The organism is Streptomyces malaysiensis subsp. malaysiensis, assembly GCF_040653035.1.
In the GTDB taxonomy this organism is placed as follows: Bacteria; Actinomycetota; Actinomycetes; order Streptomycetales; family Streptomycetaceae; genus Streptomyces; species Streptomyces malaysiensis.
Genome location: NZ_JBEZNG010000023.1, coordinates 32,384 through 51,093 on the forward strand (window position 1 = coordinate 32,384; position 18,710 = coordinate 51,093).

Annotated in this window: 17 protein-coding genes and 1 pseudogene; 12 read left to right on the top strand and 6 right to left on the bottom strand. The window is 70.5% G+C overall.

Annotated elements, in window-relative coordinates; translation table 11 throughout:
* Positions 1 to 70 precede the first annotated feature (70 nt).
* The 4 genes from AB0E24_RS34585 to AB0E24_RS34600 form a co-directional block, all read right to left on the bottom strand.
* Positions 71 to 1,294: an FAD-dependent monooxygenase gene (locus AB0E24_RS34585; protein WP_359383081.1), complete on the bottom strand. Its 1,224-nt coding sequence runs from the start codon at positions 1,292 to 1,294 to the stop codon at positions 71 to 73.
* Positions 1,291 to 2,685: an MFS transporter gene (locus AB0E24_RS34590; RefSeq protein WP_359383084.1), complete on the bottom strand. Its 1,395-nt coding sequence runs from the start codon at positions 2,683 to 2,685 to the stop codon at positions 1,291 to 1,293. Before AB0E24_RS34590 ends, AB0E24_RS34585 begins: the two co-directional genes overlap by 4 nt.
* A gap of 176 nt (positions 2,686 to 2,861) precedes the next feature.
* Positions 2,862 to 3,704, bottom strand: coding sequence for an NAD(P)H-binding protein (locus AB0E24_RS34595; RefSeq protein ID WP_359383087.1), 843 nt, complete (start codon positions 3,702 to 3,704; stop codon positions 2,862 to 2,864).
* Entirely contained in the window at positions 3,704 to 4,111 is a 408-nt protein-coding gene (locus AB0E24_RS34600; protein ID WP_359383090.1) for a nuclear transport factor 2 family protein, read from the bottom strand. Before AB0E24_RS34600 ends, AB0E24_RS34595 begins: the two co-directional genes overlap by 1 nt.
* A gap of 225 nt (positions 4,112 to 4,336) precedes the next feature.
* Here AB0E24_RS34600 and AB0E24_RS46170 point away from each other — a divergent pair.
* Together AB0E24_RS46170 and AB0E24_RS34605 are read left to right on the top strand one after the other, a co-directional pair.
* Positions 4,337 to 4,480: pseudogene (locus AB0E24_RS46170) on the top strand (helix-turn-helix domain-containing protein); the annotation flags it as partial.
* A 3-nt stretch (positions 4,481 to 4,483) separates the two neighbouring features.
* The gene (locus AB0E24_RS34605) at positions 4,484 to 5,101 is read left to right on the top strand and encodes an MmyB family transcriptional regulator (RefSeq protein ID WP_459117470.1); all 618 of its coding nucleotides are present in this window, start codon (positions 4,484 to 4,486) and stop codon (positions 5,099 to 5,101) included.
* A gap of 25 nt (positions 5,102 to 5,126) precedes the next feature.
* Here the strand turns inward: AB0E24_RS34605 and AB0E24_RS34610 are convergent, their stop codons facing one another.
* A complete protein-coding gene (locus AB0E24_RS34610) occupies positions 5,127 to 5,969 on the bottom strand; it encodes a helix-turn-helix transcriptional regulator (protein ID WP_232638072.1) in 843 nt (280 codons plus the stop codon).
* A gap of 125 nt (positions 5,970 to 6,094) precedes the next feature.
* Here AB0E24_RS34610 and AB0E24_RS34615 point away from each other — a divergent pair, with 125 nt between their 5' ends.
* Positions 6,095 to 6,835: an SDR family oxidoreductase gene (locus tag AB0E24_RS34615; RefSeq protein ID WP_351384713.1), complete on the top strand. Its 741-nt coding sequence runs from the start codon at positions 6,095 to 6,097 to the stop codon at positions 6,833 to 6,835.
* Here the strand turns inward: AB0E24_RS34615 and AB0E24_RS34620 are convergent.
* Entirely contained in the window at positions 6,807 to 7,028 is a 222-nt protein-coding gene (locus AB0E24_RS34620) for a hypothetical protein (RefSeq protein ID WP_159398978.1), read from the bottom strand. The two genes, AB0E24_RS34615 and AB0E24_RS34620, sit on opposite strands and share 29 nt — an antisense overlap.
* 152 nt (positions 7,029 to 7,180) lie before the next feature.
* On the opposite strand from AB0E24_RS34620, the gene AB0E24_RS34625 reads away from it, so the two are divergent.
* The 9 genes from AB0E24_RS34625 (at position 7,181) to AB0E24_RS34665 (ending at position 18,633) form a co-directional block, all read left to right on the top strand.
* Positions 7,181 to 7,807 (top strand): cysteine hydrolase family protein, encoded by a 627-nt coding sequence (locus AB0E24_RS34625; RefSeq protein ID WP_147965123.1) that lies wholly within the window; start codon positions 7,181 to 7,183, stop codon positions 7,805 to 7,807.
* 96 nt (positions 7,808 to 7,903) lie between these two features.
* Entirely contained in the window at positions 7,904 to 8,710 is an 807-nt protein-coding gene (locus AB0E24_RS34630) for an alpha/beta fold hydrolase (RefSeq protein WP_359383099.1), read from the top strand.
* Positions 8,707 to 10,347 carry an FAD-dependent monooxygenase gene (locus AB0E24_RS34635; RefSeq protein WP_359383102.1) on the top strand — a complete coding sequence of 547 codons (1,641 nt, stop codon included), beginning with the start codon at positions 8,707 to 8,709 and terminating at the stop codon, positions 10,345 to 10,347. Before AB0E24_RS34630 ends, AB0E24_RS34635 begins: the two co-directional genes overlap by 4 nt.
* 20 nt (positions 10,348 to 10,367) lie before the next feature.
* Positions 10,368 to 12,470 (top strand): hydantoinase/oxoprolinase family protein, encoded by a 2,103-nt coding sequence (locus AB0E24_RS34640; RefSeq protein WP_359383105.1) that lies wholly within the window; start codon positions 10,368 to 10,370, stop codon positions 12,468 to 12,470.
* A gap of 11 nt (positions 12,471 to 12,481) precedes the next feature.
* On the top strand, positions 12,482 to 14,806 hold the full coding sequence (locus AB0E24_RS34645; RefSeq protein WP_359383108.1) for a hydantoinase B/oxoprolinase family protein: 2,325 nt from the start codon (positions 12,482 to 12,484) through the stop codon (positions 14,804 to 14,806).
* An 82-nt stretch (positions 14,807 to 14,888) separates the two neighbouring features.
* On the top strand, positions 14,889 to 15,533 hold the full coding sequence (locus AB0E24_RS34650; RefSeq protein ID WP_079256861.1) for a TetR/AcrR family transcriptional regulator: 645 nt from the start codon (positions 14,889 to 14,891) through the stop codon (positions 15,531 to 15,533).
* Between the two features lie 197 nt (positions 15,534 to 15,730).
* Positions 15,731 to 16,546, top strand: coding sequence for an alpha/beta fold hydrolase (locus AB0E24_RS34655; RefSeq protein ID WP_359383111.1), 816 nt, complete (start codon positions 15,731 to 15,733; stop codon positions 16,544 to 16,546).
* 7 nt (positions 16,547 to 16,553) lie between these two features.
* Positions 16,554 to 17,423 (top strand): VOC family protein, encoded by an 870-nt coding sequence (locus AB0E24_RS34660; RefSeq protein WP_174882300.1) that lies wholly within the window; start codon positions 16,554 to 16,556, stop codon positions 17,421 to 17,423.
* 241 nt (positions 17,424 to 17,664) lie between these two features.
* The gene (locus tag AB0E24_RS34665) at positions 17,665 to 18,633 is read left to right on the top strand and encodes an acetylxylan esterase (RefSeq protein WP_093700452.1); all 969 of its coding nucleotides are present in this window, start codon (positions 17,665 to 17,667) and stop codon (positions 18,631 to 18,633) included.
* Positions 18,634 to 18,710: the final 77 nt, after the last annotated feature.

An 18,710-nucleotide genomic window follows, 5' to 3' on the forward strand; every position in this document is an offset into this window, starting at 1 on the left:
GCGGCCGGTCGCCAGGCGCGAAGAACCCCGCCCGGCGACCGGCCATGACGTCGAGGTCACGGCACCGGGGTCACGGCGTCGGGGCGAACTCGGGCAGCGCAAGGGCCGAGTGGGCCGGTCGTACCGGCGCGGCCGGCATGGTGACGAGGGCGCGCAGCATGGTGTTGCGCTGCTCCAGGGCCTGCTCCGTGGTCGGGAAGAGCCTGGCCGCGCCGTTGTCGACCAGTGCCTGATTCATGGCCACGAACTCACGGGTGTCGCGTTCATAGGCGGCGAAGGCCGCGGTGTGGTCCCGGTGCGTGGCCAGGGCGTTGGCGAGCATATAGGCACCGACCAGCGCGAGGCTCGAGCCCTGTCCGGTGAGGAACGAGGGTGCGTACGCGGCGTCGCCGACGAGCGCGACGCGGCTACTGGACCAGTGGGCCATACGGATCTGACCGGCCGTGTCGAAGAACAGGTCATCCGCGTCGCGCATGGCGTTGACCATGCCGGGGACCTCCCATCCCGCGTCCGCGAAGACCGTGGCGACCAGGTCGCGCTGGGCGTCGGGGTTCCGGAGGGCATCGAACGGCGGTCGCGGTCGGTGGAAGTTCAGGAAGGCGTGCAACTCGTCGTTGTCCCCGACGGCGTAGAGGGCCGCGGCCTTCCCCGGGGCGTTCCACAACATGAGCTCGCGGGAGAGCCCGAAGGTGTTCGGCATGGTGAAGATGGCGAAGCAGTAGCCGAGGTAGCGGTGGAACCGTTCCTCGGGGCCGAACAGCGACTCCCGGGTGGCCGAGTGCATACCGTCGGCGCCGATCACCAGGTCGAAGGTGCGCCGTCGCCCGCTGTGGAATGTCACATCGACGGCTGGTCCGGACTGGTCGAGGGTGTCGATGGAGTCGCCGAACAGGAACTCCACGTCGTCGCGGACTTTTCCGTAGAGGGCCGTGGCCAGATCGCCACGACGTACCTCCAGGTCCTGTCCCTCGACACTCCCGGCGACGATGTGCGGCCTGACCGAGGCCAGTTCACTGCCATCGGCGTTGAGGAAGGTGCAGCGACGCGAGTCGATATGCGCGTCCCGCAGCCGTGGCAGTATCCCCATCCGCCGGACCACCTCGATCGCGGTACCGCGGATGTCGATCGGGTAACCACCGTCGCGCAGTGTGCGCGCCTTCTCCACCACGGTGACCGCACATCCGGACCGGCTCAGCCAGTACGCGAGGGCGGGTCCGGAGATGCTGGCCCCGGAGATCAGAACCTTGCGCTTCGCGGTGGTACGCACGTCCATCGACAGACCGGTGGGCCTCATGCCTGGACTCCCTTCTTCGTCGTACGGACAACGAGCAGTGACAACGCGGCGACGAGGCCGGCCATGGCGAAACCCGTGACGAAGGCCGATTCGGTGGGCAGGCCCGTCGCCGAGTCGGCCCCGGCGTCGAGGATCGCGGCGGCGACCTGGGAGCCCACGGCGACGCCGATCACACGTGTCACCACGAGCAGGCTGGTGGCGATGCCGGTGTCCCTGGTCTCGACGGCGGTGGCGGTCCGGGTGAGCAGCGCCGTGCTACCGACGCCCGCACCGATGGCGATCAGCACCTTCGCGACGACGAGTTGCCACTCCGCGGTGTGCAGCGACACCAGGGCGATCACCGTGGCCACCGTGACGACGGCGCCCCCGATGAGCACGGCACGCAGACCGAAACGCCGCGCCGCGACCCCGCCGAGCGAATCGCTCACCGCCCCGGCGATGGCGCCGGGCAGCAGGAACAGCCCGATGTCGGTGGTGTTGAGCCCGAAGCCGTACCCATCGGCCGGTAGCGCGAACAGCTGCGGGAGCAGAAAGGCCACCATCCCGAAACTGGTGGTGATGACGAGGGTGAGCACGCACGAATGCCATATCGCGGGCTTCGCCAGCATGCGCAGATCGACCATCGGCGAGGCCGCCCGGCGCTCGACGGCGACCCATCCGGTCGCGAGGGCGGCCACGACCACCGCGATGGCACCGACCGCGAGTGGCGGCAGCCCGTCGCCCGTCACCTTCACGAGGCCCAGCATGAACGCGAGCAGCGTGCCGCTCAGCAGTGCCATGCCGGGCCAGTCGATCCTGTTGTCCGCTTGGACCGGCGGATCATGCGGCATCAGCCGGGTGATGACCAGCGTCATCGCGATGATGGCGATCGTCGGCAGCGCGAACATCCAATGCCAGGACAGCCCTTCGGCGATCGGCCCGGCAAACAGCGTTCCCACCATGCCGCCGCCCGTGAACAGCGCCATGACCACCCCGATGGCCAGTTGCGACTCTCCTGTCGGGAGGTGTTTGCGCACCAGGATGAAGGAGAGGGGCAGCGCGCCCACCATGACGCCCTGTAATACCTGACCGAGCAGCAACACCGGCAGGTTCGGCGCCAGGCCGGCCAGCAGACCACCGGCCGAGACTACGGCCATCAGCCGGACCAGTACCGACTTCCCGCCGTAGCGGTCGCCGAGTTTGCCCGCGACGGGTGCGACGACCGCGCCGGTGACGAGCAATGTGTTGCCGACCAACGCCCCTTCGGAAGGGCTGACCCCCAGCTCGCGCTGGAGCAGCGGGAGCGCGGGTTCCACCACAGACTGGAGGGTGCCGAGGGCGAGTGCCAAGATGCCGAGGGCACCGATCGACAGCCTCCCGATGCGGACCGGAGAAAGCACAGCTTCGGACATAGACGTCCTTTTCGTTGGGGGAATCGCGCGGGAATCACGCGCCTCCAACACTTCCTCCCGGTGCCCCCGCCGGGCATCGTCCCCCGCCGCCGTCTTCCCCTGGTGCGCCCGGACCAGCCACTGATGTGTCCTGGTGCCTGCGCACTACAGTCGGCGAGCCCACCGCCGTTCAGCCACTACCGCGTCCACTCGTCGGCGTGCTCGGAGACGAAATCGGCGAAGGCGCGCGGCGGTCGGCCGGTCAGTTCGAGCACCGCGGTGCTGACCTGGTCTTCGCGCCCCTCCTTGATGCCGCGCTCGACGGCGGCGAGGGCGGCGGCGAACTCGGCCGGCATCCCGGAGGCACGGTAGGCGGCGGCCTGCTCCTGCTCCGTCATACGCTCCACCCGAACCCGCCGGCCGGTCCGCGCGGTGATGATCCGCGCGGCCTGTGGATAGCTCATCCCATGCGGCCCGGTGACCAGGTAGTCGCTTCGGGCGTCCGCCCCCGGGTCGGCCAGGAGCGCGGCGGCACTGGCCGCGATGTCCCGTGCGTCGACCCACCCCACCTCGCCGTCACCGGCCGCGGTGCGGATCACACCGTGTCGGTGGATGTGCTCGGCCAGGGGGTGCGGGCGCAGGAAGTTTTGCATGAAGCCGGACGCGCGCAGTACGACACCTCCGGGCCGAGCCCGGACCCGGGCAGCCATCTCCACCGCGCTGGGCGCGTTCGGCAGCACGATGGCGGAGCCGAGCATCACCAGGCGCCGGACACCGGCCCGCCGCGCCTGCCGCAGGAACGGCTCGACCAGCGGCAGCGGGTCCACACTCTCCACCGGCGGAAGCAGGAAGACCCGGTCCATCCCGTCGAGCGCGGGTCCGAATGTGGTCGGGTCGCTCCAGTCGAAGCGGATCGCGTCGGGATCGGCCGCGGCCGGGTTCCGGCTGGCCGCCCGAGCCCGCACACCCGCGTCGCGGAGCTCTCGTACCAGCGTCTTCCCGGTCTTGCCGGTGCCTCCGGTCACGAGCACTCCGGACATCAGGCGTCCTTCCCCTCAACCGAGTCGAGCAGCCCGGCGAGAGTCCCGGCAGCGGCGGCCGTCGACAGCGGGCTCCAGTAATCCCGGAACAGGGTGATCAGCCCGTCGCGGACCGTGAGAACCACGATGTAGTCCAGGCGGTAGGGCTCGGCGGTGGCCACGGTGCGGCCGGTGGCCGTCCACTCGACCACGACGGTGTCCGTCCGATCCGTGGGCCGCACGGTGAGCGCGGCCACCTCCCGCATGTCCATCAGCTCCGGATAGTGAGCGAGATAGGCACGTACTTCCGCACGTCCACGGAGAACGTGAGGGGAATTCCCGGCCGCGAAAGGGAATTCCGCGATTCCATCAGGCGCCCACAGATCCGCCACGGCATTCATGTCCTTGGCCAGCATCAGATCGATCATGCGCCGAAAAGTTTCCTCAGGGGTCCTGGACACCATTTCTCCTCGTGGTCAGCAAACCGACCGGGCCACCATGCACAGCGGATTCACCGGCACGGAACGGACAGCTGATCCCCGGACCAGCAGTGCGAGGCTCGGCCGTCCCTCCTGTGACAGCATGAAACGGTGAGCAGCCAGGAACTCGCAGACTTTCTCCGCCGCCGCCGCGAGGCACTGCGACCAGAAGATGTGCCGGCCGAAGCAACGCTTCCATCGGCCCGGCGCGCCCGTCGCACACCCGGACTGCGCCGTGAAGAGGTAGCCGCCCTGGCACAGGTCTCGGTCAGCTACTACGAGCGGCTGGAACGGGCCCGGGCACCCCGGCCCTCACCGCAGGTGCTGTCCGCACTGGCGACGGCCCTCCAGCTCACCGAAGCGGAGCGTGACCATCTGGCCCGCCTGGCCGGACAAGTGCTGCCGGCGGAGAACGACGGCGCGCCGGAGCAGGTGCCCGAGGACGCTCAGCGGCTGCTCGACGGACTTGACGGCATCCCCGCCTACATCGTCAACGACCGGCAGGACATCGTCGCCTGGAACGCGGCGGCGGTGGCTCTGATGACGGACTTCTCCCGGCTCACACCTGACGAGCGCAACCTCACGCGCCTTTCGCTGAGATTCCGTGACACCCTCTGCACCGGCGCGCCCGGTTCGGAGTCCGATTTCGCTCGGCAGACAGCCGCTCAACTGCGTGCGGCCGGCGTTCGGCATCCCACGGACAACGTGCTCGCGGAGCTGATCAACGAATTCGCGGCCCAGGATCCGGTTTTCGCGAGCAGCTGGCGTCATCACGCTGTGCGCCCCGTGCCCCATGTGCGGAAAATCCTGCGCCACCCCGCGCTGGGCGAATTGGAAATCGACCGGCACACCCTCGGCCTGCCCGGCTCGGGTTTCTCCTTGGTGATGTACACGGCGGAGGCCGGCAGCCCCGGCGCCGCCGCGCTGAAGAGCCTCTGACCGCGGCACTGCGGAACGAGCGCCCTTACGGAGCGAAGTTCTGGGTGCCGAGAACGGCGAGCATCTCGAGTTTGGCGACCGAGTCGGTGCCGACGGCGGGGGTGAACCACAGCAGCCGTTGCCGCCCGTCCTCGCTGTACAGGTTCAGGCAGTTGACTTCGAGAAGACCGAGCTCGGGGTGGATCAGCCGCTTGCGGTCGCTCCGCCGGAATTCGACATCGTGCCGGGCCCACTCGTCGGCGAACTCCGGGCTGAGGGCGGAGAGTTCCGCGATCAGCGCGGTCGCCTCGGGGTCGTGGCCGCCGCGTCGGGCTGTGGCCGCGCGCAGGTCGGCGACGAAGGAATGGGTGTGGTGGTCATGGTCTTCGGGTGGATAGATGGCCCGTACCGCGGGGTCGGTGAACCAGCGGTAGAGGAAGCTCGCGGTCCAGCCGGTGGTGGCGGGTGGTGGGCCGAGGAGGGCGTTGGCCAGCCGGTTCTGGACCAGTGTGATGCGCAGGTCGGTGACGACCTGGGCCGGTGTGCTGTCCATGCGGTGCAGGAGGTCCAGCATGCCCGGGTGGACGTGGTCGGCCGGGCTGTCGGACGGGGGCAGCGGGCGGCCCGCCAGTGCGAAGAGGTGGTCGCGCTCGTCCCGGCTGAGGCGTAGTGCCCGGGCCAGGGCGGCCAGCATCTGTTCGGACGGCTGGGCGCCGCCCCCGCGCTCGAGCTCGATGTAGTAGTCGACCGAGGCCCCGGTCAGCTGGGCGACCTCCTCGCGGCGCAGACCCGGCACACGGCGGCGGGGGCCGGCCGGCAGGCCGACATCCGCGGGCCGGATCCGGTCCCGGCGCGACTTGAGGAAGGCACCCAGTTCGGAAAGGTTCACACCCCCAGTGTGATCCGCCCGTCCGCCGCGTGTCAGGGGATGTCAACCCCTGGCTCATCAGCCACTGGATGCCTCCCAGCTGCGGACTCATCGTGGATGGCGCACCGAGCAAAGGAGCAGAATCCATGAGTGGGAGCAACCCCCGCGTCGCCATCGTGACCGGCGGCTCGCGCGGAATCGGCCGTGAAGTGGTGGCCCGTCTGGCCGCGGACGGCCTGGCCGTGGTCGTCGGCTACGCCGGGAACAAGGACAAGGCCGAAGAGGCCGCCGACGCCGTGACGCAGGCGGGCGGCCGGGCCGTCGCCGTGCGGGCCGATGTGGCCGACGAGAACGCCGTGGCCGCCCTGTTCGAGACGGCCGAGCGGGAGTTCGGCGGCGTCGACGTGGTCGCGCATGTGGCCGGCAAGATGGTGCTCAAGCCACTCGTCGACTTCGACCTGGACGTGCTGGACGACATGCACCGCACCAACATCCGCGGCACCCTCGTCGTCGCCCAGCAGGCGGCACGCAGGCTGCGCCCCGGCGGTGCGCTGATCACGTTCTCCTCGTCCATCGTCGCGCAGGCCACGCCGACCTACGGCCCCTATGCGGCCAGCAAGGGCGCGGTCGATGCACTGACCATGATCCTGGCCCGCGAGCTGCGCGGCCGGGACATCACGGTCAACGCCGTGGCCCCCGGCCCCACCGTCACCGACCTGTTCCTGGAAGGCCGGGACCAGGCCACGATCGACCGGCTGAGCAACATCGCCCCGCTGGAGCGCCTGGGCACGCCCGCCGATATGGCGGCGGTGGTCTCGTTCCTGGCCGGTACGGCAGGCCGCTGGGTCAACGGCCAGATCATCCGGGCCAACGGGGGAGCCATCTGACGATCATCGTGATCACCGGGGCGTCGAGCGGCTTCGGCAGGCTCACCGCCGATGCGCTCGCCTCGGCGCTGACGGCGCGCCGCTCTACATCGCCCACCGACCGCCCAGTGAGCTCAGGGCTCGGCGGACCGGGGCTCTGGTCCGGCGCGGCGGTGAGCAGCGATCCGAGGGCGGACCAGGTCGGAGCGGTCACGGGTCTAGTCAGGGCAGGCTCGGTTTTGTAGAGTGAGCGTTCCATACAAGGCGGCGGGCCCGCCGACCGCGCCCGAAGTCGCCGGGGGATGGCGACACGGGCATGGGTTGTCAGGACCACAGATCCGGTCATTCGGGACCCAGGAGGTGCATATGAGCAGGTCCTCGATCGATGTGGGCCGCACAGCGGTGCTCGTCATCGACATGCAGAACGACTTCGTGGCGGAGGGCGCGCCGTTGGAATTCCCGGAAGGGCGGCGCGTGCTCCCGGCCATCCGGAAGACCCTCGACGCGGCACGCGCACGCGATATGGCCGTCGTCTACACCGCGCACGTCCACCGCCCCGGTGGGGCCGACATGGGGATCCATCGCGATCTGTATCCGCCGGTCGCGGCGGGGGAGGCGCTGGTCGACGGCGAGCGCGGTGCGCGGATCTGTCCCGAGCTCGCGCCACGGCCGGGTGAGCCCGTGATCAAAAAGCACCGCTACAACTCCTTCTACGCCACCGATCTGGAGATCGTCCTGCGCGGGCTTGGTGTCGAGACGGTGGTCCTCACCGGGATGACGACCGAGTGCTGTGTGCTCGGGACGGCTCGCGGGGCCCTGGAACGCGGATTTCGTTCGCTGGTGATCTCGGATGCCTGCGCCTCGTGTGACTATCCGGACCTGGGTTTCGGTGCCATGTCCGCCGATGAGATGCACCGGGCCGCGTTGCGGGTGATGGCCCTGACATCGTCGGAGCTTCTCGGCGTCGACGAGTTCCTGTCTCGGCTGCCGTGAACCGGCGGCGATCGCGCTCCCGCTGAGGGCGCTGGGGACTCGCGTCGTCGCAGACCACAAGTATTGTAATGTGCGATCCATACAGGAGGCGTCAGGGTGTCGGCCGTATCGGAGGATGTCGCTCAGCCGGGCACGAGCGCCGGGCGGGGCTCTGCCGTGGTCCTGCTCCACGGCGGCGGGCCGGGTGTCGACGCCGTGAGCAACTGGGCGGCGGTGCGTCCCAGGCTCTCGGCCGAATTCCGCTGCCTCGCCCCCGACTTGCTCGGCTTCGGCACGCGGATCACCGGTGGCGAGGCGGGCGCCGGCGGGCTGCACGGGCCGCGGGCCTGGGCGCGGGCCCGCGCGCGACAGGTCCTGGATCTGCTCGATCGCCACGGCCTGGAGCGTGTGCACCTCGTCGGCAACTCGGCCGCGGGCGGCGCCGCCGCGCTGGCCCTCATGGCCGAGGCTCCCGAACGGATCGGCCGCGCGGTTCTCATGGGTGGTGCGGGCACCGGACCGCTGCCCCGTGCCGTTCCCTTCTACGACCAACCGACGAGGGAGTCCATGCGTGCCACGCTGGGCCGACTGGTCGCGGACGAGAGCGCCCACCGCGAACTCCTCGACGACCTCACGGACCTCCGGCTGGAGCAAGCCCTACGCCCCGGCGCCGAAGCGGCCTTCCGGTCCATGTTCGTCGACGCTGCCGACGGGCCGCCCCCCGTCGACCCCGCGAGGGTCACCGCCCCGGTCCTCGCCCTGCACGGGGAGTGCGACCGGGTCGCCCCGGCCGATGTCTCGGCGCGCCTCGTCCAGGCTCTGCCCCGTGGGCGCCTCCAGGTCGTGCCGGGGGCCGGGCATTGGATCCACGTCGATCGACCGGATGAGTTCTGCACCCTGGTAGGGGAGTTCCTGAGCGCATGAAACAGCACACCAGCAGCCATGGCGACCGGGTCGGCGTCCTCATCGTCGGCGCCGGGCCCACGGGCCTGACCCTCGCCATCGACCTCGCCCGGCGCGGTGTGGCGTGCCATGTCGTGGAGGCGGCCGAAGAGCGAGCCGTCAATCCCCGGTGCAACACCACATCCGCCCGGTCGATGGAGATCTTCCGGCGGCTCGGGATCGCCGACGACATCCGGCGGGCCGGTCTGCCCGAGGACTATCCGACGTCCATCCAGTACCGGACGACCCTGCGGGGCGAGGAGATCTTCCGCATCGACCTGCCATCGGCCGATGATGTGCTGACCGGTGCCGGCAGAGACCGCTGGCCCACGCCGGAGCCGCAGCACAGGATCTCGCAGCTGTTCCTGGAGCCCATTCTGGAGCGGTATGCGAGCGGGCTCCCCGGGCTGACCATCGAGCGCGGTACCCGGCTGGTCGAACTGCGGCAGTACGCGGACCACGACGACCATGTCGAGGCGGTCGTGGAGTCCGACGGCACCACCCGGGTCCTCCACTGCCACTACGTGGTCGGCTGCGACGGGGCCCATAGCGCGGTCCGCCGTCAGCTGGGGATCCGCTACCAGGGCGTCGACGCGATCCAGAAGTTCGTCTCGACCTTCGTCCGCTCATCCGAGCTCGGGCGCCTCGCCGCACGCGACCGTGCCTGGACGTACTGGACCTACGGCCGACGACTCGCGTCCCTGATCGCCATCGACGGTGAGGAACTGTGGCTCAACCACGTCGCGTTCGACCCCGGCCATGACACCGACCGCGAGGATCCCGAACGGCTCCTGGAGGAGGCCGTGGGCGGGGCGGTCGAGCATGACGTCCTCGGCGTGGTGCGGTGGACCGGGCGTCAGCTGGTGGCCGAGCGGTACCAGGAGGGCCGGGTGTTCCTGGCCGGGGACGCCGCCCACATCTGGATCCCCGTCGGGGGGTTCGGCATGAACGCCGGGATCCAGGACGCGGCGACGCTCGGCTGGATGCTCGCGGCCGTCCACCACGGATGGGCGGCCCCGGAGCTGCTGACCGCGTATGAGCGGGAGCGCAAGCCGGTGGGGGAGCAGTTCGCCAGCGCCGTGGGCTCGGCCGCGCGCGCCTCCCTCGCGGACGTGTCGCCGGACATTCACCTGCCAGGTCCGGACGGCGAGCGGGCCCGCGCCGAACTCGCCGACCGGCTCGCGGTGACGGAGCCGCACCGGTACTCGCCCGACGGCTTCAGCTTCGGCTACCACTACGCCAGTTCGCCGCTGGTGGTCGGGGGCGAGGAGCAGGACGCCATCAGCATGGGCGGCTACCAGGAGCGGGCGCGGGCGGGTTTCCGGCTGCCGCATGTCTGGCTGGACGACGGCCGGTCCGTGTTCGACGTACTCGGGCCCGACTTCACCCTGCTGCGGACCGACAGCGGAGTCGATGTGGGGCCCTGGGGCGACGCGGCGCGTGAGCGCGGGATCCCCCTCACCGTGGTCGATCTGCCCGGGCGGTGGCCCGACCGCTATCCCACGGCGCTGCTGCTCGTGCGTCCGGACCAGCATGTGGCCTGGATGGGCGGTGCGGACGCCCGTCCCGAAGAGCTCCTGCACACAGTCACCGGGCGCCTCGCCGCCCATCAGCGGTAGAGAACACCAGGAGAAGGCACATGTCATACGCACTCGGCATCGACGTCGGCGGCACGTTCACCGACGCCGTCGCCTCGGACGGTGCCGGCCGGATCGTCTCGGCCAAGACGCCGACGACCCCGCCGCACCGCGAGATCGGCGTCATGCGCGCGATCGAGGATCTCGCGGGCGAGCTGGGCATCGGCGTCGGCGAGCTGCTGTCGCGGACCGACTACATCGCCCACGGCACGACCGCGTCGATCAACGCCCTCGTCCAGGGGGCGGTGGCCGACGTCGGGCTCATCGCCACCAAGGGCCATCGGGACTCGATCTACATCATGAACGCCGAGGGCCGCACGCTGGGCCGGTCGGCCCACGAGATCCAGGACACGCTCCGGCAGCGCAAGCCCGCGCCGCTGATCCCCAAGCACCGCGCGCTCGAGGTCACCGAGCGGATCGACCACGCGGGCAAGGTGCTGGTCCCCCTGGACGAGGACGAGGTCCGCGGCGTCGCGCAGTCCCTGGTGGACCAGGGCGTCGAGGCGATCGCGGTCTGTCTGCTGTGGTCGTTCAAGAACGGCGCCCATGAACAGCGCGTCCGCGAACTGATCCATGAGATCGCGCCGGACATGTACGTCACGCTCTCCTCGGAGGTCAGTCCGCGCATCCGCGAGTTCGCGCGGACCTCCACGACGATTATGAACGCCCAGGTCGGGCCCCGGTTGCGCCAGTATCTGACCCCGCTTCAAAAGCAGCTGGAGGAGGGTGGACTCAAGGGGCCGCTGCTGGTCATGCAGAGCGAGGGCGGCACCATCACGGCCGACCGGGCGCCGGAACACGCCATCACCACGGTGGGATCCGTCCTGTCCGGCGGTGTCATCGGCGGGATGCGCATGGCCGAGCAGCTCGGGCACCGCAACGTCATCACCACCGACGTCGGCGGCACGACCTTCCTGGCCGGACTGATCGTCGACGGGGAGCCGGTGATGGCGCCGGGCTCCATCGTGAACCAGTTCCCGATCAACGCGGCGACCATCCGTGTGCACACCATCGGCTCGGGCGGTGGGGCTCTCGCGTCCGTGGACGCCGGCGGCAATCTGCGGCTGGGTCCGCAGAGCGCCGAGGCCGTCCCCGGCCCCGCCTGCTACGGCAACGGCGGCACCCGGCCCACCAACACCGACGCCAACCTGGTCCTGGGCATCCTCAGCGAACGCGGGCTGCTCGGCGGCAGGAAGCCGCTGCGGCTGGACCTGGCGCGCGAGGCGATCCGCGAGCATGTGGCCGAACCGCTCGGGCTCACCGTCGAAGAAGCCGCCATCGCCATCCACGAGGTGCAGAACGCGCAGGCGGGAGACCTCCTGCGGCAGGCCGTCGTGCAGGCCGGCTACGACCCCCGGGACTTCGTCGCCTATGCCTTCGGCGGCGCCGGACCCGCCCACTGCGCCGGATACTGCCAGGACCTGGGGGTGGGCGAGGTCGTCGTGCCGCTCGGCCCCGTCGCCTCCGCCTTCTCGGCGTACGGGCTCGCGGCCTCGGACATCGTCCTGAGCGCCGAGCTGTCCGACCCTTCCTCCTTTCCGGTCGACCACACCGTGCTGGAGTCCCACTACGCGCGGCTGGACGCCGACCTCCAGCGCGCGCTCGACCGGCAGAAGGTGAAGTTCCATGACGTGACGCTCCAGCGCGAGATCGACCTGCGCTACTCGATGCAGGTCAACGAGCTCGCGACGGCCATCCCGGACACCGATTTCACCGAGCGCACCGGCGAGGAGATCCTCCAGCGCTTCGAGGAACAGTACGAGCGCATCAACGGACCCGGGGCCGGCTACCGCGAGGCCGGTGTGCAGGCGATCACCTACCGGGTGCGGGCCAAGGCCGGACTCGGTTTCCCCGTCGCGCTGCCGGACATCGCGCGGGCCGACGGCCCCGACCCGGCCGAGGCGTTCCTCGAGGAACGCTCCGTGTGCCTCGACTCACAGACCGGCTTCGTGCCCACCCCCGTCTACGACTACGCCCGGCTGCGCGCGGGCCACGAGATCGCCGGACCGGCGATCGTCGATGTGCCGACCACCGTGGTCGTGGTCCCCGCCGGGGTCACCGGCCGTGTCGACCGTCTCGGCAACCTCGTACTGAGCCACCAGTGAGGACGACTTCCATGACATCAAGGATCCCCGGGGCGGACGAGTTCACCAGCCGGCCCATTCCGCGCGAGGAGCTGCTGCGGCAGATCTCGCCCGCGCTGCCCCTGCACCGGATCGACGACGAACAGGCCGGCCAGGTCAACGCCCTGACCTACGAGGTCGTCCGGCACCGGCTGTGGGCCATCACTCAGGAGATGGGGGAGACGCTGCGGCGGATGTCGGGCTCGCACGTGGTCACCGAGTCCAACGACTTCAACTTCTCCATCTGCGACGAGCTCGGCGAGCAGGTCCAGGTCGGCGCCTACAACGTGGGCCTCATCGGCTCCATGGACCTGGCCATCGTCTGGACGCTGCGCAACCGCAGCGCCAACCCGGGCATCGCCGAAGGCGACATGTTCCTGTGCAACGACCCCTGGATCGGCGGCGGGCTGCACCAGAACGACGCCGCGATCCTGGCCCCGATCTTCCACGAGGGCAAGCTGTTCGGCTGGACCACCGCCATCGCCCACCAGGTGGACCTCGGCGGGCCGCGGCCGGGCTCCTTCAGCCCCTCGGCCCAGGACGTGTTCGGCGAGGCGCTCCCCACCCCGCCGATCAAGGTCGTCCGGGACGGGGTGCTCCAGCGCGACGTGGCCGACGCCTGGGTCCGCAGGTCGCGGCTTCCGCACCTGGTGGGGCTCGACCTGCGCGCCAAGATCGCCGCCAACAACAACGCGGCGGAGCAGATCCTCCGGCTCATCGCCAAGTACGGCGCGGACACCGTCAAGGCCGTGATGCGCCGGATGATGGACGACGCCGAGCGCCGGCTGCGGGCCAAGCTCACGGCCCTGCCCGACGGGACCTGGACCGCGGTGGGCTACCAGGAGCAGTCGGGCACCGGCGACCGCGGTCTGCACGCCATCAAGGTCGCGATGACCAAGGAGCGGGACCGGCTCGTCTTCGACTTCCGCGGGACCGACGGGCAGACCGGCATCATCAACTGCCCCTACCCCGGGCTGCGGGCCGGGATCGTCTTCACGATGCTGCCCCTGCTGGCCGGGGACATCCCCTGGGCGGCGGGCGGGCTCATGCGCTGCTTCGAGATCGTCACCGACGAGGACACCCTCACCAACGCGTCGTTCCCCGCGGCCGTGGGCAAGGGGCCCTTCGGCCCGGCGTGGGGAGCGGGCAACCTGGTCGCCGAGGTGCTCGCCAAGATGCTGGACGCCGAGCCCGACCACCGCAGGGATGTGCAGTCGATCTGCAACGGCACCACCGACCTGTGCGTGGTCTCCGGCGTCGATGTCCGCGGCGGTGGCGGCAAGGGCTTCGTCTCGCCCATCTTCGACGTCATGGCCGGCGGCTATGGAGCCCAGGTGTACCACGACGGCGTCGACACCGGCGGCCGGCTCATCATCCCCTCCGCACGGGCACCCGACGTGGAGATGACCGAGTACCTCTACCCGCTGGTCGCCCTGTGGCGTCGTGAGCAGACCGACTCCGGCGGACCGGGCCGGCAGCGCGGCGGGATGAGCGGCTCGGTCTGCTACGTCCAGCACCCGGACCAGACGGGCGCGATGTCACTGGTCGTCTCCGGAACCGGCAAGGTCGCCAACCAGAACGTCGGCCTGGCCGGGGGCTACCCGGGCAACTCCCAGCTCGACCTGGTGGTGCGCGGTATCGACGTGCCCCAACTCGCCCGGGCGACGGCCATCCCCGCCGACCTGGACGAACTCGGCGGCGACATCGAAGTGCTGCCCTGTGAGGGGGAGTCGCTCCTCGGCCCCGGCGACGCGCTCTACCTGCACTGGCAGGCGGGCGGAGGATACGGCGACCCCCTCCTCCGCCCGGCCGGGAACGTAGGCGACGACGTACGGCAGGCCCGCGTCTCGGTGGAGGCCGCACGCGAGGTCTACGGCGTCGTGCTGCGCGAGGACGGCGAGGTGGACGCCGCCGCGACCGACGAGACCCGCGGGAAACTCCGGCAACGGCGGGCGACCGGCTCCGGACTGTCCGACACCCGACCCACGCCGATCGGCGCGCCGGACCTGACCGGGGCCCGCCGGCTCGACGACAACCTCGCCGTCGTGGACTCGCCCGCGGGCGGAACCGTCGTATGCACCCACTGCGGCACGCGGATCGGGGCACTGGCGGACGGGGCGTTCATCGCGGAGCTGGCCCGCCGCGACGCGGCCCCGGCCGACGCGGGGCCCCACATCTGGCGCGATCCGTCGGTGTACGTCGACGCGGAGGTCGTCTTCCGCCAGCTGTTCTGCCCGGGTTGTCTGACCGCGGTCCACTCCCGCGTCGTCCCCGTCGACCATCCGCTGCCCGACGACGACTACCGGAACTGGACGTGAGGATCGCGGACCGCTCAGCGGCCACCGGGCGGCCGCGCCGCCCGGTGCCGTTCGCGCGCCGTGCCAGACCTATCATGGGCTGGTGGTAAAGGGATACAGGTCCGAATCGTCCGCTGTCGGCTCGAACAGTCGCGACGCCGTCCTGGACGCGGCGCGGACCCTCATCACGAGCAGAGGGTACGACGGCATGGCGATCTCGGACTTGTGCGCGCGGTCCGGGCTGCCACCCAGTTCGATCTACTACCACTTCGGGAACAAGCTCGGTGTCCTGGCGGCGCTGCTCGAACGCACCTTCGACGAGTTGCACGCCTTGTTCCCGAACCCGTCCTCGTTCGACGACCGTGAGCCGCTCGAACGCTTCGAGACCTGGATCACGGCGGCGTGCAACGCCCTTGACCAGCGGCCCGAATATCTGCGCATCCTGCTGGCCATCAGCGTCGGCCCGCACAAGGACACCGAGACGGTGCGGAACACCGTGCGTCGCATCCGCGACTACGCCCACGCGTCCTGGGTGGATGCCCTGACTCCGCTCTTCGCGCCGAACGGCGGCGAGGCGGACAAAGCCTTCGTCGACGAGCTGGCCGTGCTCGGACGGGCCCTGACCGACGGGCTGTCGGTGACCAACAGCTTCGACGGTATGTCATACAGCTCGCACATCACCCCCTTCGTCTCCCTGATCCGCGGCCTCGCGGAACAGCGCGGCCGCGGCGGAGAGTCCGGCTCCTGACGTCGGTGACCCGCGACCGGGCGGGCACGCGGCGGCGGCCGCGGTGCCCGGTGGCCGGCAAGGTCCCGGACCGCGTCTCCGGCCCCCGGTAGCGGGCGGATCGCCGAGTTGCCCGATCTTGATGACACTTCGCCACAGTGTATAGTGAGCGTTCCATACAGCATCGTGGGTGAGATGGATGAGAGGGGAGTGCCGGAGTGACGAGCACGTTGGATGTCGGGGACGCAGAGCTGGCCTACACCGAGTTCGGCGCGGGCAGTCCGGTCGTGTGGCTGCACGGCTCCGGGCCGGGCGCCACGGGCATGAGCAACTTCGGCGCGAACCTGGCAGCCTTCGAGGACTACCGCAACATCGTGGTGGACCTTCCGGGCTGGGGCGGCTCACCGCGGCCCGCGATGGACGAGCCGTTGATCTTTCACGCGGCCGAACGGGTCTGTCGCGCGCTGACGGCTCTCGGGATCGACCGAGCCCATCTGGTGGGCAACTCCTACGGTGGCGGTGTCGCGATGCGGATCGCCATGCGCCACCCCGATCGCGTGGACCGGCTCGTTCTCATGGCGCCCGGCGGAGTTCTCCCGCAGGACGCGGCACCCTGGCCGGTCGGACTTGAACACCTCTTCTCCTACATGGCGGCCGAGAACCCCTCGCGCGAGGCCATGGCCCGGTTCGTACGCCTCATGGTGTACGACGAGACCCTGGCGACCGAGGCCCTCATCGACGAGCGGTACGAGTCGAGCCTGAAGGCCCACCCCGAGCTGCCGATACCCCCGAACTTCGGCGATCTGACCCCCGACCTGGCCCTCATCGACGCCCCCACCCTGCTCGTGTGGGGGCGGGAGGACCAGACCGTCCCGCTGACCTGGGCGCCCACGATCCTCCAGGGCATCCCCAACGCGGAGCTGCGGGTTCTGCCCCGGTGCCGGCACTGGGTGCAGTACGAGCGTGCGCCCGAGTTCAACCACATCGTCCGTGAGTTCCTGCAAGGCGGAGCCGCCGCCGCGTCGAAGGGATGACACCGCCATGGGGATCCGCAAGCTGGGCTACATCGGCCTCAATGTCACCGACCCCGGCGCCTGGGCCGATCTGCTCGGGCGCACCCTGGGAGTCGGGATCACCACCGACAAGGCCGGTACGGACGAGGTGGCCCTGGCCGAACTCGACGCGTTCAAGTACCGCCTCGCGCTTCATCCCGCTACGGTGGACGGCCCACGAGAGGTGGGGTGGATCGTCGATTCACCGCGCGAACTCGACCGCGTCACCCGGCGCCTGACCGATGCCGGCTTCGCCGTTCAGGAGGGATCCGCGGACGAGACACGGCTGCGCGGCGCCACCCGGCTGCGCTGGTTCACCGACCCCGTCGGCTACCGCGTGGAGATGGCCGTCGGCGAGACCAAGGTCCGCACCGGCCCGGCCCGCCCGGCCGACACGCACCCCGGCGTCACCGGGCTCGGCCACTTCGTCCTCGCCGGCCCCAAGCTGGACGAACTCCGTGAGCTCTATGAGTCGGTGCTCGAATTCAAGCTGACCGACTACCGCGCCCCCGGCCTGTACTTCCTCCGCTGCAACACGACCCACCACAGCATCGCGCTCGCGCACGCGGAGACGCCGTCCATCCATCACATCGAGATCGAGCACGGCTCGATCGACGACGTCGGACGCGCCTACGACCGGGCCCAGGCCAATGGCGTGCCCATCTCGATCAGCCTGGGCCGGCACATGAACGACAGGGCGATCTCGTTCTACGTCAGGAACCCCAGCGGGTTCCACCTGGAGATCGGATGCGGTGGCATCGAGGTGGGCGAGGACTGGATCCCCCACGACTTCGGTGCGTCGGACGTCTGGGGACACCACCATGCCGATGCCAACCCCTTCGCCTCCCCGGCGTCCTGACCGGCGATCTCCGCCTGCCCGCTGCCGCGGTCGGGTGCGCCGCCAGGCACCAGCGGACTGTTCAACGAGAGCGGCCGGGCCGCGCCCCCTCCTTCGACGCGGGCGGCGGCGTCGTACATGATCTGTGGAGCGGGCGAACGCCCCGCCGGATCCATCGCGGTGGTCCGGGGCCGGACACGGTCCCGCCGGAACCGGGTACGCGCCGCATGACCATCCGTCCTCCTGGGGAAAGCAGTCCCGCATGGCACTCTTCGACCTTCCACGCGAACAGCTGCACCGCTACCGCGGCGCCTCCGCCGAACCGGACGACTTCGACGCGTTCTGGTCCGCCACGCTGACGGAGGCCCGGCAGTACGACCTCGACGCCCGCTTCGAGCCCGTCGACACGGGCCTCAGCACGGTGCGGGTGTACGACGCCACGTTCGCCGGCTTCGGCGGTCACCCGGTGAAGGGCTGGCTGACGCTGCCCGCGGAGGTCGCAGAGCCGGTGCCCCTCGTCGTGGAGTTCGTGGGGTACGGCGGCGGGCGGGGACTGCCCCATGAGCATCTGCTCTGGGCGTCCACCGGCAGGGCGCACTTCGTGATGGACACCCGCGGCCAGGGCAGCGGCTGGGGCGGCGGCGGAGGCACTCCGGACCCGGTGGGCGCCGCCCCCGCGTACCCGGGATTCATGACCCGTGGCATCGACGCGCCCGAGAACTACTACTACCGGCGGGTGTTCACGGACGCCGTGCGCGCGGTGGAGGCCGCCCGTACGCATCCCCTCACCGACGCCTCCCGTACGGCGGTCATCGGGGAGAGCCAGGGCGGAGGCATATCCATCGCGGTGGGAGGGCTGGTGCCCGACCTGCTGGCGGTCGCCCCGGACGTGCCGTTCCTGTGCGACTTCCCGCGCGCCGTCACCCTGACGGACTCGGCCCCGTACCGGGAGATCGGTCTGTTCCTCCGCACGCATCGCGGCCGCACCGGGGAGGCGCTGCGCACGCTCTCCTACTTCGACGGCGTCCACTTCGCCGCTCGCGGCCGGGCGCCCGCGCTCTTCTCCACCGCGCTCGAGGACCAGACATGTCCGCCCTCCACCGTGTTCGCGGCCTTCAACACCTGGGCCCACGAGGAGAAGTCCATCGAGGTGTACGACTTCAACGGCCATGAGGGCGGCGGGCCGTACCAGGCGGCGGCGAAGCTGAGGTGGCTCGGCTCCCGGATGTGACGAGGGCGGCGGCCCCGACCGCTGCCGGACCCCCGCTGCCCGCTGTACGACTCTCGACGCACGACCCCCGGCACACG

What these genes read in the sequence shown, in the direction of transcription:
- AB0E24_RS34615 (WP_351384713.1), top strand. Translation starts at nt 6,095, where the DNA reads ATGAGTGGGAGCAACCCCCGCGTCGCCATCGTGACCGGCGGCTCGCGC.
- AB0E24_RS34640 (WP_359383105.1), top strand. Translation starts at nt 10,368, where the DNA reads ATGTCATACGCACTCGGCATCGACGTCGGCGGCACGTTCACCGACGCC.
- AB0E24_RS34590 (WP_359383084.1), bottom strand. Translation starts at nt 2,685, where the DNA reads ATGTCCGAAGCTGTGCTTTCTCCGGTCCGCATCGGGAGGCTGTCGATC.
- AB0E24_RS34595 (WP_359383087.1), bottom strand. Translation starts at nt 3,704, where the DNA reads ATGTCCGGAGTGCTCGTGACCGGAGGCACCGGCAAGACCGGGAAGACG.
- AB0E24_RS34645 (WP_359383108.1), top strand. Translation starts at nt 12,482, where the DNA reads ATGACATCAAGGATCCCCGGGGCGGACGAGTTCACCAGCCGGCCCATT.
- AB0E24_RS34665 (WP_093700452.1), top strand. Translation starts at nt 17,665, where the DNA reads ATGGCACTCTTCGACCTTCCACGCGAACAGCTGCACCGCTACCGCGGC.
- AB0E24_RS34625 (WP_147965123.1), top strand. Translation starts at nt 7,181, where the DNA reads ATGAGCAGGTCCTCGATCGATGTGGGCCGCACAGCGGTGCTCGTCATC.
- AB0E24_RS34635 (WP_359383102.1), top strand. Translation starts at nt 8,707, where the DNA reads ATGAAACAGCACACCAGCAGCCATGGCGACCGGGTCGGCGTCCTCATC.
- AB0E24_RS34600 (WP_359383090.1), bottom strand. Translation starts at nt 4,111, where the DNA reads ATGATCGATCTGATGCTGGCCAAGGACATGAATGCCGTGGCGGATCTG.
- AB0E24_RS34660 (WP_174882300.1), top strand. Translation starts at nt 16,554, where the DNA reads ATGGGGATCCGCAAGCTGGGCTACATCGGCCTCAATGTCACCGACCCC.
- AB0E24_RS34585 (WP_359383081.1), bottom strand. Translation starts at nt 1,294, where the DNA reads ATGAGGCCCACCGGTCTGTCGATGGACGTGCGTACCACCGCGAAGCGC.